Raw genomic sequence first — 14,346 nt, 5'->3', positions numbered from 1 at the left:
GCCGGAGGGAAGACCTCCGCGCCGTCCCGGCCCCGGCTGTTCGCGGGTGTCCGCCTCCTCGGCCCCCTGTTCCGTCTCCTCGGCCTCCTCACGCGCCGGGCCCTGCTGCTCGCCGTCCTCCTCGCCACCCTCTTCGCCGCCGTCGAACTGCTGCCCGGTGACGCTGCGACGGCCACGTCCGAACGCGGCGAGAGCGCGGCCGACATCGCCGAGCGTCGCCGACTGCTCGACCTCGACCGGCCGGTGCTCGAACGGTTCGCGGACTGGATGACCGGTCTGCCCACCGGGGACCTGGGGACTTCGGCGCGCGGCGAGGAGGTCGCCGACCTGCTCTCCCGACCCTTCCCCAACACGCTACTGCTCGGCGGTCTGGCCCTCCTCGTGACGCTCCTCGCCTCACTGGCTCTGGGCGGCTGGGCCGCGCTCAGGCCCGGCGGCAGGACCGACCGGGCGATCTCCGGCAGCGCGACGGCCGTACTCGCGCTGCCCGAGTTCGTCGTAGGAGTCGCCCTCGTCCTGCTCTTCGCCCAGTGGCTGGCGTGGCTGCCCGCCGTGACCCTGGCCGACAGCGAAGGCGCCCCCGCCTCCTGGCAGATGCTCGTCCTTCCGGTCGTCGCGCTGTCGATCCCGCAGATCGGCTGGAACACCCGGATCGTGCGGGCCGCGCTCGCCGACGAGGCCAGGGCTCCGCACGTGGAGACCGCCGTCCTCGACGGCCTGCCCCGCCACCGCGTCCTCCTGCATCACGTGCTGCCCGGCGCGCTGCCCGCCATCGCCGCCGGCCTCGCCACCTCCACCGGCATGCTCCTGGGCGGCGCCGTCGTGGTGGAGACCATCTTCAACTACCCCGGCCTCGGCGCCGTCCTCGCGGGAGCCGTCACCGACCGAGACAGCCCCGTCATCGCCGGAGTCGTCGCCGTCACCGGCGCCGTCATCACCGGCGTACTCCTGCTCGCCGACCTCGTCCGGGCCTGGGCATCCGGAGGCCGCCTGTGACCACTGCACCTCCCGTACGCCGCACCCGCCTCCTCCGGGGCGCGCTGCTGCGTACCCTCCCCGCCCTGCTCCTGCTCCTCCTCGCCGTCGCCGGGCCGTGGCTCGCCCCGCACGCCATCGACGCCCCGATCACCGCCCCGTACGCGGAAGCCGGCGACGGAGCTCCGCTCGGCGGCGACCAGCTCGGCCGCGACGTCTGGACCCGGCTCCTCGCGGGCGGCCGCGAACTCATCGCCACATCCCTCGTCGTGGCCGCGCTCGTCACCCTGACGGCCGCGTTCCTCGGCACGGTCGCCGCCCTCCGCCCGAGGATCGGACGCGCCATCGACCGCGCCGCCGACGTCCTCATGCTGCTGCCGCCCGTGCTCGGCATCCTCCTCGTCGCCCTGTCCTGGCCGGCCGGCGGACGCGTCGCGCTCATCGCCGCCGCGTACGTGCTCGGCGTGCCGTACGCGGTACGGCTGGTGGCGGCGGCCGCCGCGCCCGTCGTGGCGTCCGGCTACGTCGAAGCGGCGGCGGCCGGAGGCGAGCGCCTCGGATACCTCGTGGTCAGGGAGGTCCTGCCCAATCTGCGGGCCACGCTCCTCGCTCTGTTCGGACTGCGGTTCGTCGCCGCCGTGTACGTCGTCTCCACGGCCGGATTCCTCCAGGTCGGGCCCCAGCCGCCGGCAGCCGATTGGGCGCTGATGATCCGTGAGAACGCCGGCGGCATCCTCCTCAACCCCTGGGCCGTCCTGGCCCCCAGCATCGCCATCGGCCTGCTGGCCATGAGCGTCAACCTGGCCGCCTCGGCGCTCGTCCCGCCCGGCGGCCGCAAGGCGGTGACCGCACTGTGAACCACATGCCCCGCTGGTACGCGGACCAGCAGACACCCGAGGGTGAGACCGTCGTACGCGTCGACGGCCTCACCGTCGCCGGACCCGACGGCCGCCTGCTTCTGGAGAACGGCGGCCTCGAACTCCGCACCGGCCGGGTCACGGCCCTCACCGGCCCCTCCGGCTGCGGGAAGACGACGCTGCTGCGGGCCGTCGCCGGCGTCCTGCCACCCGGCGCACGTCTCGCGGCAGGCACGGTCGACGTCCTCGGCCACGACCCGTTCGTCCTGCCCGACGCGGAACTGCGCGAACTACGCCGCCACCGCCTCGCGTACGTCGGCCAGGACCCCGGCTCCGGCCTCAACCCCCGCATGAAGGTCCGCCGCCTGCTCTCCGAATTCGCCGTGGACCGCAGCCCGGAGGCGCTCGCAGCGCTTCTCGACGAGGTACGGCTCCCCACCAACGGAGACCTCGCCGACCGCCGCCCTGGCGGTCTCTCCGGCGGCCAGCAGCGACGTGTCGCCCTCGCCCGCGCGCTGGCCCGCCGCCCCACCCTCCTCCTCCTCGACGAACCGACAGCCGGACTCGACGCGAACGTCCGCGACGAGATCGGCGAACTGCTTCGCCACCTGGCCGAACGGCACCACATCGCGATCGCCCTGTCCTGCCACGACGCCGAGCTCGTGCGTCGGCTCGCCGACGACATCGTGGAACTACGTCCCCGGCTCGCCACGAGCCCCGTGGCCGTCCCAGCGCCCCGCTCCGCACCGCTCGCCCGCGCCGGCGCGCCCGCCGTGCTCTCCGCCACCGGGCTCACCGCCGCCTTCACCCGCCGCGGCCGCCAAATCCCGGCGCTGCACGGCATCGACTTCGAGCTGCCCGCCGGCGGCAGCCTCGGCGTGGCCGGCGCCTCGGGATCCGGCAAGACCACCCTCATGCGCACGGTCGTCGGCCTGCACCACGCGACCGGCGGCACCGTCGCCCTCGACGGCACCACCCTGCACGCCAACGCCACCCGCCGCACCCGCGAACAACGCCGCCGCATCCAGCTCATCCCCCAGAACCCGCTCGGCACCCTCAACCCCAGCCGCACCGTCGGCTCGGCCATCCGCCGACCTCTCGCCCTCCACGGCCGCACCCCACGCGCCCAGAGGGACGAACGCGTCCTGGAACTCCTCGACCAAGTCGGCCTCCCCGCCGACTTTGCGACCCGCTACCCCCACGAACTGTCCGGCGGCCAACGCCAGCGCGCCTCCATCGCCCGCGCCCTCGCTGCCGACCCCGACGTCCTCGTGTGCGACGAGGTGACCTCCGCCCTGGATCCGGACACCGCCGCAACGGTCATGGCCCTTCTCGACGACCTCCGTGCCCAGCGCGACCTCACCCTCGTCCTCATCAGCCATGACCTCCGTCTTTTGGAAAGCCGCACGGACACCCTGCTCGTCCTGTCGGACGGCCACGTGGTCGAACAAGGGCCCACCACTCAGCTCTTCACCCGCCCCACGCAGTCCCTGACCGCCTCCCTCCTGGGAGCGACGGTCGCCGCCGACTGACTCATGGCACTCGCAGCGTCGAAGGGCAGGGGAGGAAACGGACGCCCCGGGGGCGTGGTCGTTGGTCCGGTCGCGCCGCCGCTGACCCAGCCGCGCCAGACCGACCTCGACCGCCGCCTGGCCGAGCCAGCCTTCCTCGCCCCCACTGCAGCCCTCGGGGCACTGCGGAGGAACGAAGTGGCCAGCCGGCCCATGAGGTCACAGCCTCAGCGGCCCGAGCGTGCGTACCACCGGCCGTCGTGGCGGGCTACATGAACGGGACGTCCGAAACAGAGCGTCATGTTGTCCGGGGTGAGCACGCCGTCGACCTGGCCGGATGCCAGCTCGCGGCCTTCCTTGAGCAGGAAGGCATGAGTGGTGCTGGGCGGGAGTTCCTCCAAGTGGTGGGTGACCGTGACGGTGGCGAGGCCGGCCCGGTCGGCCGCCAGCCGATGCAGTGCGTCCACGAGGTCCTCACGGGACGGGAGGTCGAGGGCGTTGAACGGCTCGTCGAGCAGGAGCAGCGACGGATCGGCCATCAGGGCACGGCAGATGAGGATCCGGGCGCGCTGGCCTCCCGAGCAGTCGCCGAAACGGCGGTCGGCGAGCTCCTTGCACCCAAGCTCGGCGAGCAGGACGTGGGCGCGCTCGCGGGTCGCGGTGTCGTACGCCCGCCACAGTGGCTGCACCGTGCCGGTCGCCCCCGTGAGCACGACGGTGTGGGCGGTGGCGTCCAGCGGGACCTTTTGGGCGGCGGATACCAGGCCGACGCGCGCTCGTAGCTCGCGCATGTCGACCCGGCCGAGTCGATCACCGAGGACCTCGACAGTGCCGACGGTGGGGAACATAACCGCCCCGACGAGCCGGAGCAGGGTGGTCTTGCCGGCTCCGTTGGCGCCCAGCAGCGCCCAGTGCTCGCCAGGCCGCACGGTCCAGTTGATCCCGTCGAGGACGATCTCTTGTCCGGTAGTACGGCGGTGGACAGCAACATCCGTCAGAGCGACGACGGCGCGGGGCTCCTGGGTTTCGGTCACGTCGGCAGAGTAGTGCTGTGACCGGTAATTTCACTGGGCTTTCAAGCTGCCTTCGACGATCGGACAACCCGGCGAACGTTGCCGGTCACAGCACTAACTTTTGATTCCCGTGGATTCTCAGACCTCCTCGACGCTTCCGCTACTCGTCGATCGCCGCCCCGAACTGCGCATTGGCCACCGGTGCCCCGAGGGACGCCCCGTCGTAGGTCCACGTGCCCTTGGCCACCAGCCCCGACGACGACGCGGGGACGACCCAAACGAAGCCGTCATTGGTGTTCTCGCCCGGTGCCGCCGCCAACAGGCCGAAGAGGCCGTCCTTGTTGGCGTCGATCAGCCGGACCTGACCACCCCAGCGGTCCGAGGACTCCGCCACGCCGGGGATGTCGGCGAGCTGCTGATCGAAGCTCTTCGCCCCGACGTTGGTGAAGCCGGTCGGATCACCGCGCAGCACCCACACCGCGCCCGCGTCGGACACGCTGCCGATGTCCTCGCCGGGTGCGCCGATGGCGAGGTCCGGGTGTCCGTCGCCGTCGGTGTCGCCGGCCGACAGCTCGGCACCCCACTGGTCGCCCGCCTCCGCGACACCCGGGATGCCGTCGGAGTCCTGGGTCCAGTACTGCACCGGCTCCGGCTCGAGGCCGGACAGGTCACCGCGGCCCACGTAGAGGGTGATCCCGCCGCCCGGCGGCGAGCCCATGCCCGTTTCACCGATGACGAGGTCGTCCTGCCCAGTGCCGTCCCAGTCGCCGGAGACGATGGCCGGGCCGCCCGGGAACGTGCCGCCGTCGCCGAGGCCGCCGACGTCCGGCGCGCCGTGCAGCACGTGCACCGAGCCGACGCCCGGCCGGTCGCCGATGGTTACCCCGGAGATGGCCAGGTCGGCCCAGGAGTCCTCGTTGTAGTTGCCGTGGCTGAGGTTGCGAAACTCGAAGCCGGTGTCCAGCGGCGAGAAGTCCCGCGCCCGCATGCTGCGGTCCGACATCTTCAGCTGCTGCGCCGTCGCGCCGGGCGGGGCGGTGAAGAACAGCAGGGCGTTGTCCTCCAGGACGGCGATCGAGTCCCGCGGATCGGCGTTCGGGTCCGCCGGGTCCGGGGCGAAGTACCGCGCCGCTTCGATCGCCCGGCCGAAGTTCGCGCCGACCCGCGGCTCGTCAGAGTTCTCCAGCCAGGTGCTGTCGGCACCGTGCAGCCCGGTCGGCGAGCCCCAGAAGACGGTGGCGGCGCCCGCGTCGGACAGCCCGGCCAGGTCCTCTCCGGGGATGCCGACGATGACGTCGTCGTAGCCGTCGTTGTCCAGGTCGCCGGAGGCCACGGCCCGACCGAAGCCGTCACCGGCTTCGGCACCGCCCGGGACGCCCGAGGTGTTCTGGTGGAGGACGCTCTTCTTGGTGGTGCTGAGACCGCTTGACGAGCTGTACTGCACGGTGACGTAGCCGGCGCCCGTGGCACCGCTCACCGTGGCGCCCGGGGCGCCGATCAGCACGTCGTCGAAACCGTTGCCGTCGTAGTCGGCATTGCGCTGCTGCCAGCCGATGGACGGAAAGGGCACTGCGGCCTGTGCGGCGGGGGCCGCAAACACGGCGCCGCCACCGAGGGTGAGGAGTGCCGCGGCCGTGAGGGCCGCGCTTCTGATGTGACGCACAGGAGAACCTCCTTGGGTCTCCGAGGCTGCCTACGGAGTCCTGATCAGCCGCGGTGGATTGTGCGTGCGGTGGGTGGGCGGAAGTGTGCGGTCGGTTCCCCGGCGAGACGCCGAAGCACGGACCGGTGCAGATGCCCGGGTGCGCCAGGCAACGCCGCCGCGCCCGCCGGAACGGCGTGGAATCATGAGCGGCCTCCCCCGTTGGACAGTGCGGTGAGGGTAATGCCCGTATTGCACTCACCGAGAAGACATCCGGAGCTCGTCAAAGGTTGTACGCCTCACCGGTGGGCCGGTTCATTCGACCTCGTCGAGCACATCGGCGAGGACGGGACGTACGTGAGGTCCGGCCCCCGGCGCTCTCCTGGCCGCGATCGTCATGATCGGCATCGCCTTCCCCGCCGTACTGAACATGCTTTCCTCCGGCCCGCCTGCGGCAGCAGTACGGGTCGCTGATCCAGGAGAACGACCACGACCAAGAGCTCCGACAATCAGCCGACGTCGCTGAAGAACGGCGCCCTGTAGGCCAGCCGTACGCACCTCACGGCCAGCGTGCAAAACACCTACTGCCGGCGGGCGCTTCCGGGTGGCACTCTTGGGCGATGCAGCCACGGCCCACATCCGTCGAGAACGACCTTCGGCATCTGCTCAATGAGTGGGATCCGATCGGCGTCGCCGACGACGTGCAGGACGAGTACGACTGCATGCTCGCCCCCTTGCTCCAGCGGCTGCGTGGCGGCGCCAACCAGACCGAGATCGGAGAGTTCCTACGACATGAGCTGGAGGATCACTTCGGACTCGATCCTCTCGGCCTGCGACCCGAAGCGATGGCTACCCGAGTGATCAACTGGTGGACCGCTGCCGGCAAGGCCGATGGCACCGGCGGCGCGTAGCCGCTCCCTCCAGACCGTGAACAGCCGGAACCGTATCCCGCACCCAAGCACCGCGTACAGCAACTCACCCGGGAGCACCGCGCATTGCAAGAACGCCTTGAAGGCGCCCGGTCGAACCTGCGCTTCGCCGACAAGCGCAGAGCTGACCTCGAAGCTCAGGTCCTCGAACAGGAGCAGGCATCACAGGCTTCAGGTCGTCGCGGCCACGCCCAAGGCGATCAGGCCGCAGAGCAGGGTCATGGCGGCGCCGAAGACCCCGCCCGCGCGGAGCAGGGCGCCGGGCAGGGAGGCACCGTCCCAGCGCGCGAGCAGCCCTGCGACCACGGCGATCAAAAGGGAGAGAAGGGCCGCAGCGAGGACCGCGACAAGTAGAGTAAGGGCGTACACGGGCGGGGAGACCAGCGCGACGGACACGGGTCAAGCTCCGTTTCTCGTAGGGAAGTTGTCCGAGCACGACCATGCCGGAATCGTCGTACACCGGCGTTCGCGCGAACGAATCTGTACGAGGTCACTCATTGCGATGACGGATGGGCGGGGTGGGGCAGCGCGGCCCCTGGAAGAGCTCAAACTGCTGCTACGTGACCGGCGGGCCGAGCTCGGCATCTCGATGCGCGTTATCGAGAGGTCGGCGAGTCTGGGTCACACCACGGTCAGCAAGGCACTCAACGGACCGGGCATCCCGACCAGGGCCACCGTGATCGCCCTGGCGAAGGCCCTGCGCACGGATCCGGACCCGCTGCTGCGCCTGCACCGGCAGGCGGTGGAGAGTGGGCAGCAGGAGGCGAGAGCACCGGGCGAGCCGCTGACGCGGGACTTCTTCAGCGATCTCATCGAACAGCACACTCGGCTGTTCGCGGGGCGCCGCAACGAGAGCGCACAGGTCATGGAGTTCATCCGGGACCGAGCTACCGGCTACGTCTTCGTGGAGGCGCTGTCGGGATACGGCAAGACCTCTCTCCTCGCGGACCTGGTCCGTCAACACCCCGAGTTCCGCTACCACTTCATCAGCCAGGCGTACCGGCGCAGGGGCGGCGGCTTCGACCCCACCAGCCCCGAGGACGTGCTGGAGTGCCTGTGCGAGCAGCTGGACCCCGCCCATGTGCGCGGCGGTGGGCTCAAGAGCCTGGAGCGTCAGTTTCACGCCCTCCTGAAGCGTCCTCCGCAGGAGCCGACGGTGGTCGTGCTGGACGCCGTCGACGAGCTGGATCCGCCGGACCAGCTGCGGACCCTGCTGCCGCGGCGGCTGCCGGAGGGGCTGGTGCTCGTGCTCTCGGGCAGGGCACAAGGCGACCGGTCGTGTCTCGAGGACATCGCGCTGTCCCCGTCCGATGTGGGCCTTCATCTGCGGCTGGCCGGTCTGGACGAGGAGGCGCTCGTCGACCTGCTGCGGATGGCGGGCGGCCAGGCGGCCGGCCTGGCGCGGGACGCGGACTTCGTCGCGCAGATGCACCACGTCTCGGCCGGCGACCCGTTCTACGTGCGGTTCCTGGTGGAGGACGCCGCCACCGGTGTGCTCACCCGCGACAATGTCGAGCGCGTCCCCACCGGTCTGGAGGGCTATCTGGACCAGCAGTTGGAACAACTCAACCGCAGTGCCCACCGAGCCGAGCACGTCGAGATCCTCGGGTTTCTGTTGGAGGCGGGCACGCTCTCGGGGATGGACCTGTGCACCGTCGTCGAAGGGCTGACCTGGCTGAACTTCGACAGTATCCTGCGAGAGATCCACCGCTTCCTGCTTGTCCACCGCCGGGCCGCGTCCGGCCTCGTTCCGCACCGCGGCAATGAGGAGTACAGCTTCTGCCACGCACGGTTCCGGGAGTACTTCCGGGGCCGCGCCGGGATCGGATAGCCGATGCAGTCCGACCGCTCCCTGCGTGACGACGTCAAGGCGCTGGTCGCCAGTGGGCGGACGCGCTCGGCTCTCGCGGCCCACGTACGGAACTGGCGACACTGTCCCACGCCTTACACGATCGAGAACACCGTCCGGCTCGCAGCGGACGAAGAGCGGCCCGACGACCTGCACGACACGGTCCTCGACGAGCACTTTCGGCACCTGCGGCGGCGCATGTTCGGGGTCAACGCGCTGCGCGGCGATCTGCACGTGGCGCGCAGCTACTTCCTGACCCGGCACCCCGACTTCCTGAGATACATCCAGGTGCTTCTCCTGGAGCAGCACCCTTTCGGAACTCCCGAGAGCGCACTCGCCCAGGAGCACTGCCGCGAGTATGCCGACTTCCTCCAGCTGGACCGGCTTCCGCACGAGCGGGCCGGCACTGGACTGCCCGCGGTTCTGGGCCGCTTCTTCTCCGACAGCGCCCCGGCCACCGACGGGATCGGCCTGCGTCTGGCCGGCTACGAGCTCGGCGAATGGAGCTGCTCCTGCGGCCGGTTGACCGGTCTCGCCCGGCGCTATGACCATGTCTGCCCGTGCGGGGCCGTATCGGGGCACGGCAGGATCACCGGCACGACCGCGGGTTGCCCGGTGCCCACCTGCAGAGGGCCTGTCGGCTACGCCGTCTGTCCCGATTGCGGGACCCGGGTCACCCTGGCGAACCTGTGGCGGCTGCGGCGCGACGGGGCCGAGGCCCATCACTTCAGGGTTCCGCTCACGCTGGACCTCGTGGTGGAGGACCCGCAGGGAACAACCCGGCACAGACGCCTGCGGCTGATGGCTGTCCCGCTCCCTCTCGGTGTGCGGGAACGGGACGGCAAGATTGTCTTCGACGCGCCCGCCGTCTTCTGGGACGCCGACGGGTCCTCCCACTGGCAGGGCGACCGGTTCCTCGGCCTCAAAGACACGCTGCGCTACGACGGACGGACCCAGTTGGGCCCGCTCCTCGAAGCCGCGCTGCGCCGCACCCTGCTGGGAAACCGAGGCTCGTACGCTCGGTTCCACCGCGAACTGCTCCGGAACGTACCGGAGTCGCCGAACGGCGTGTGGTGGCCCGGCAGGGACTACACGCGCGGCTTTTGGCTACGGCTGCGCGGGGTAGGCGTCCGTAATCTCGACGTCGGCGATCTCGTGGGCCACGGCGGCGTGTCCGCGCAGGTCACCGTCGTCGCCTCGCCCCGGCTGCGGGGCACCGCCGCCCTGGTCAACGAACGGCTGTCGGGCCCGGACGCCCTCACCGTCCCGACGCTGCACCAGGTGTGCTCGACGCTGCCCGAGGGCGCCGTCCTCACCACGAGACCTCCGTTCGTGGCCGACGCGCGCGCGTCGAGTCTGGAACCGTGCGGCCTGGCCACTCCGGGCCGACCGGTGCTGCCCGGGCAACTCCTCGTCGGGGCCACCTCACCCCTGGGCGACAGGCCACGACGCACGGCTGAAGAGCGCCTGGCGGCCGCAGTCATCGGCGACGAGGCAATGATCAACACCTCGCTGAAGATGCCCGGCCGGCTCCCCGGGCACATCCTCCAGCAGCGCATCATCGGCGCCCTGGTGACCGATGTCATCCCCGCCGCACCCGGCCGGCACGTGACCCATGTCGGCAACCCCGACACCCACGTCACCGTCACGGTCGCCGTGGACCAGCCGCTGCAGCACGGGGACGCTCTGGACGACGAGGCCGGTGCCCGCGCGGTCGTGTGCGGTGTCCTCGGCGGGCCCGCGGTCCGACGCTTCGCGGGCAGTCCGGACGAACCGGACCTGATCGTGGCGCCCGACCACCCCTGGGCCCCGCCCGCGGGCGAGAGCGCCCGCACCGTTCGCGTCCGCCTCGCAGCCCACGGCTTGGCGGGGCCGGACACTGGAGCCCGTTCCGTCGGCGACTACTCCCTCGTCATCGACCAGCCATCGCACAGCACCGGCGGAAACGGCGCACAGATGGTCGAGCCCGAGGACTTCCGGTGGCTCGTCGGGCAGGGGGCGCGTCATCTGGCGATGGAGCTGTACGGGCCGCGCAGCGACTGCACGGACTGGCGCAGGAAGCTGCGGGCCGAGCTGGAGTCGGGCGGCGGATCATTGTGTCCCCCGGAGGGCCGGGCGAGCGCGCTGTCCGACGCGCCGCCGTACGCCGTCCGCCGACTCGACCTGACGCTGCGGGGCGCCCGGATCGAGCCGCGCCTCGACACCGGCGCGGTCCGCCTGCGCCCGATGACCGACACCGACGTGCTCGCCCTCTCGCATGGCGAAGTGGTGAACACGTCCCTCCTCGACGTGCGGACCGGGCGGCAGGTGCCCGGTGGGCTCCTGTGCCCGGAGATCTTCGGCCCGAACCGTGACGACGAGTGCGTCTGCGGGGAACGCCACCGCTCCTGGGACGCGGGCCGGGCGTGCGGCCGGTGCGGGCGCACGCTGGTCAGGCCCCGGGAGTGCGGCCACCGCTTTGGTCACATCGAGCTTCCCGCTCCGGTGGTCCACCCCTGGTACCTCAGCGGCGAGGTCGGCACCCGGCTCGCCCTCTCGCTGCGCGTCACCGAGGAGGAACTCCGGCAGATCGTCCACTGCGACCTCTTGCTCGTCACCGCTCCTGGGCCCATGACGCTCCGTACGGGACAGTTGGTGGATCCCGAGGGTTGGCGTTCCGCGTTCGGTCGAAGAGAGGCCACGGCGGTGACCGGCGGCGCTGCGGTGCGCTTCCTCCTGGACCGGGCGGCTGCCACTGACCCGGCCACCCCCTCTCCGGACGCGGTCCTCCTCCAACGGTTGCCCGTACTGCCTCCCGCACTGCGCCCTCACATCCGCGCAGAGGACGGCCGGATATGGACCACCGACCTCAACACCCACTACCGTGGCGTGCTTTCCTGCATCGAGCCATTCAACCGCCAGATCGACTACGGGCTCTTGGACCTGTGGCTCGGCGCCCACCGCGTGCTCCAGGGCAAGGTCGACTCGCTCCTGGACAACGCCCGTAAGCCCGAACCCGTCCACGACGACAACGGCACGGCGCTGCGCAGCCTCGCGGACTCGCTTCTGTCCCGCCCGACCATCACCACCGGGCGTCTGCGCGACGACTTCCTGCGCCGCTCCGTGGACTACAGCGCCCGGGCCCGGCTGGTGATCGGCCGACTGCCGGACCGGGCAGAGGACGACGCGGCGGCCGACCCAGGCACCGTCGCTCTCGGCCGAGACCTGGCCCTGCGCCTCCTCGAGCCGCACCTGGCACACGCTCTCGCCTCCAGTGGCGCAGTCGAATGGCCAAGGAGCGCTCACTCCATGATCGAGGACCGCTCCGAGGAAGCCCTGCGGCTGCTCGACACGGTGTGCGAGCGATCCCTGATCCTGGTCGCCTTTCCATACGGGCCCCGACGGCTGATCGCCCTGCGTCCGCGGGCCGACGAGACCCCCGCGCTACAGGTCGCGCCCGGACTCCTGGATCTGGTCGGCTGGGAGAACCTCGGCGAACCGGTACGGATCTTCAGTGTGCTCACCGACGAGGCGCTCAAGGAAGCGACCGAACTGCTGACACTCGACGCCCTGAGCGCTTCCCCCGCTTGCCGCCCTTCACGGCCGAACACGCCGGGCTCCTTCTTCGACCTGCCCTGCGCGGACCTGCCGGCCCGCCTCGCCGACGCCGCCCTGATCGGCGAGGCGCTGCCCATTGCCCCCGACGACGGTCTCCTTCTGTGCGACCCCGACTGGCTCTCTTCCCACGGGACTTAACGACTCCGTGGCGAGCCTGGGGCAACGCGCCCACTTGCCCGATCGGCTGATGCCACGTCGACGTCAGCCTTGGACTTTCCCCGTCACTGACACTACGCCACGCATCTCACGAGCTCATAGACGACGTGAACACTCCACCGCTTTGGACAACAGGACCACGACGCCCTGATGCTTTTCGACGCCTCTCTGGTTGGGATCGAGGACAGCGGCAACGAGATCAACCAGGCCCTCGGACTTGCCAACCTCGCCGCCGCGGAGTGGTTCGTGCCCTTCCGCCCCGGCAAGGCCCGCGACCCCGACCGCGGCTTCCGCCACTCCTGACCCCGACCGCCGCCGCCAGGCCCTTCCCGTCGCCTGCGGCCCTGTGTGGCTGCCGGGAGGGCCGACCAGGCCGACCGGCCTGCGGCCCCCAATCCCCCCGTCCCCGATCTGAGGAGCCTTTCTGTGGCCGTGACAGGCGTGTTGACCGAGCCCACCCCGCCCGGCTGGTGGAAGGTGAACCGACACAGGATCTACTTCGCCCTCGGTGTTCTGCGGCTGACTGCTCTGGCCAACTTCGGGCCGCTGACCACGCCGCCGGACACCGGGCCCCGCCCCGGGCACAGCACCCCGGCGCCCACCCCCGCCCGGCACCTGACCCGACCCTGCACCGCCGCCGCACGTGCCCCCGTTCACCGTCTGGCACTTGCGAGGCTATGCGGGATGCAGGAAGTCGCCGCCGCCTGACGTTGCTCACCGGGCAGCCGGAGGACGGCGATACACACGGTTCCAGCGAGGCCTAACCGGTGCTGGACGAGATCCAGTCCTCGTTGCTTCGGTGGCGATCCAGACCCACGGCCTCGAACTCGTCCGCGCCCAGACTCTTTCGTGCGCCAAGCCTCCGCAGTCTTCCAGGGCAGAGTCAGGCCGGCGATGACCGCGTTGTGGTCTCGGTCGATGCCGGCCGCGAGAGTGGAGGCTCGGAAGGTCGTCCTGGCGGACGGCGTCGAGCCACTGCGGGAGTCGTTCACCCTGGCGCTCGGTGAGCATGTGGGCGAAGGACCGGACGTGACCGGTCAGGGCATCGAGTTGAGGGTTGGCCAGGACGGCCTTGCGCCGGAGCTGTTCGATCTCGGTCAGCGTCTCGGGTCGGCTGAGGATCCATCTCGTCACCACGCGGGGTGCCGGCGGTTGTGCGGTGACCGGCCGTGGCGAGGTGCGCTTCTCTCGCAGGTAGGCGCTGACCCGGCCGTAGCTGCCTTGATAGCCCAAGGGAACGATCTCCTCCTAGAGCTTCCAGGCGTTGGTGCGGCCCTCGTCCCAACGTTCGTCCAGGTAGGGCTTGTACTCGTCGAGGACGGAGGTCCTGTCGTGCTGCCACTGGCCGCGAAAGAGGTCTTCCGGCTTCGCAGCGTCGGCGAGGCTTTTGACGGTGCGGTGGGCCATCTGGAGCTGACACCCAATGGAACGGCGGCTGTGGCCGGCTTCCAACAGCGCGTGGACCGTGGCGTCCCGGCTCGGACGCGGTTGGCGAATCGCTCGCTCCGCCAGGGAGAGTCCGCCTTCTCCTCGGGCGGCGCCGGTTCGTCATCCCCTCGCCATCAGGGACCAGGACACGAAGGCACTGGCGGTGGCGGGCGACAGCCCGCTCAGCGGCTTCCCCGAGGTTGTGCCACAAATGCCAGCGGTCGGCGACCTGCGTCGCCTGGCGTGCCCCGGCTCAGCTGTCACTCACTGTGGCCACTGCACGAAAGTTGAGCCAGAACCTGAAGGCGGACAGCGTTTGTCAATGGCTTTAGGCAGCGGTCGTTGATCACTGTGCGCAACATGTTCAACGAGTTTTGACGGCACTTGAG

Annotated in this window: 11 protein-coding genes; 7 read left to right on the top strand and 4 right to left on the bottom strand. The window is 70.8% G+C overall.

What is annotated here, in order from left to right:
* Positions 1-36 precede the first annotated feature (36 nt).
* From ACWGH4_RS00795 to ACWGH4_RS00785, 3 genes are read left to right on the top strand one after another with little or no spacing between them, the layout of a single operon-like run.
* The gene (locus ACWGH4_RS00795) at positions 37-996 is read left to right on the top strand and encodes an ABC transporter permease (protein WP_453454143.1); all 960 of its coding nucleotides are present in this window, start codon (positions 37-39) and stop codon (positions 994-996) included.
* A complete protein-coding gene (locus tag ACWGH4_RS00790; protein ID WP_453454139.1) occupies positions 993-1,832 on the top strand; it encodes an ABC transporter permease in 840 nt (279 codons plus the stop codon). Before ACWGH4_RS00795 ends, ACWGH4_RS00790 begins: the two co-directional genes overlap by 4 nt.
* Positions 1,833-1,837: 5 nt before the next feature.
* Positions 1,838-3,364: an ABC transporter ATP-binding protein gene (locus ACWGH4_RS00785; RefSeq protein WP_453454138.1), complete on the top strand. Its 1,527-nt coding sequence runs from the start codon at positions 1,838-1,840 to the stop codon at positions 3,362-3,364.
* Between the two features lie 206 nt (positions 3,365-3,570).
* Here the strand turns inward: ACWGH4_RS00785 and ACWGH4_RS00780 are convergent, their stop codons facing one another.
* Positions 3,571-4,377 carry an ABC transporter ATP-binding protein gene (locus ACWGH4_RS00780; protein ID WP_453454136.1) on the bottom strand — a complete coding sequence of 269 codons (807 nt, stop codon included), beginning with the start codon at positions 4,375-4,377 and terminating at the stop codon, positions 3,571-3,573.
* Between the two features lie 139 nt (positions 4,378-4,516).
* Positions 4,517-6,019, bottom strand: a complete 1,503-nt coding sequence (locus ACWGH4_RS00775) for an FG-GAP repeat protein (RefSeq protein ID WP_453454134.1) — start codon at positions 6,017-6,019, stop codon at positions 4,517-4,519.
* 599 nt (positions 6,020-6,618) lie between these two features.
* Between ACWGH4_RS00775 and ACWGH4_RS00770 the strand changes: the two genes are divergently transcribed.
* Positions 6,619-6,909, top strand: a complete 291-nt coding sequence (locus ACWGH4_RS00770) for a hypothetical protein (protein WP_453454132.1) — start codon at positions 6,619-6,621, stop codon at positions 6,907-6,909.
* A 189-nt stretch (positions 6,910-7,098) separates the two neighbouring features.
* Here ACWGH4_RS00770 and ACWGH4_RS00765 read toward each other — a convergent pair whose 3' ends face one another.
* A complete protein-coding gene (locus tag ACWGH4_RS00765; RefSeq protein ID WP_453454131.1) occupies positions 7,099-7,323 on the bottom strand; it encodes a hypothetical protein in 225 nt (74 codons plus the stop codon).
* A gap of 106 nt (positions 7,324-7,429) precedes the next feature.
* On the opposite strand from ACWGH4_RS00765, the gene ACWGH4_RS00760 reads away from it, so the two are divergent.
* The 3 genes from ACWGH4_RS00760 (at position 7,430) to ACWGH4_RS00750 (ending at position 12,832) form a co-directional block, all read left to right on the top strand.
* Complete coding sequence (locus ACWGH4_RS00760; RefSeq protein ID WP_453454129.1) at positions 7,430-8,758, top strand: AAA family ATPase; 1,329 nt, start codon at positions 7,430-7,432, stop codon at positions 8,756-8,758.
* A gap of 3 nt (positions 8,759-8,761) precedes the next feature.
* Positions 8,762-12,511 carry a hypothetical protein gene (locus ACWGH4_RS00755; RefSeq protein WP_453454127.1) on the top strand — a complete coding sequence of 1,250 codons (3,750 nt, stop codon included), beginning with the start codon at positions 8,762-8,764 and terminating at the stop codon, positions 12,509-12,511.
* Positions 12,512-12,679: 168 nt separating this feature from the next.
* Positions 12,680-12,832, top strand: a complete 153-nt coding sequence (locus ACWGH4_RS00750) for a hypothetical protein (protein WP_453454125.1) — start codon at positions 12,680-12,682, stop codon at positions 12,830-12,832.
* Between the two features lie 945 nt (positions 12,833-13,777).
* Here the strand turns inward: ACWGH4_RS00750 and ACWGH4_RS00745 are convergent.
* Complete coding sequence (locus ACWGH4_RS00745; RefSeq protein WP_453454123.1) at positions 13,778-13,936, bottom strand: hypothetical protein; 159 nt, start codon at positions 13,934-13,936, stop codon at positions 13,778-13,780.
* Between the last annotated feature and the right edge of the window lie 410 nt (positions 13,937-14,346).

The sequence above is a fragment of the Streptomyces sp. NPDC054847 genome, from assembly GCF_053610925.1.
The sequence above is the reverse complement of the archived record's forward strand: the minus strand, read 5'-3'. Positions and strand labels throughout refer to the sequence as shown.

Excerpts from the sequence above, each read along its gene's own strand:
- ACWGH4_RS00785 (WP_453454138.1), top strand. The coding sequence starts at position 1,838 with ATGCCCCGCTGGTACGCGGACCAGCAGACACCCGAGGGTGAGACCGTC.
- ACWGH4_RS00770 (WP_453454132.1), top strand. The coding sequence starts at position 6,619 with ATGCAGCCACGGCCCACATCCGTCGAGAACGACCTTCGGCATCTGCTC.
- ACWGH4_RS00760 (WP_453454129.1), top strand. The coding sequence starts at position 7,430 with ATGACGGATGGGCGGGGTGGGGCAGCGCGGCCCCTGGAAGAGCTCAAA.
- ACWGH4_RS00755 (WP_453454127.1), top strand. The coding sequence starts at position 8,762 with ATGCAGTCCGACCGCTCCCTGCGTGACGACGTCAAGGCGCTGGTCGCC.
- ACWGH4_RS00750 (WP_453454125.1), top strand. The coding sequence starts at position 12,680 with ATGCTTTTCGACGCCTCTCTGGTTGGGATCGAGGACAGCGGCAACGAG.
- ACWGH4_RS00745 (WP_453454123.1), bottom strand. The coding sequence starts at position 13,936 with ATGGCCCACCGCACCGTCAAAAGCCTCGCCGACGCTGCGAAGCCGGAA.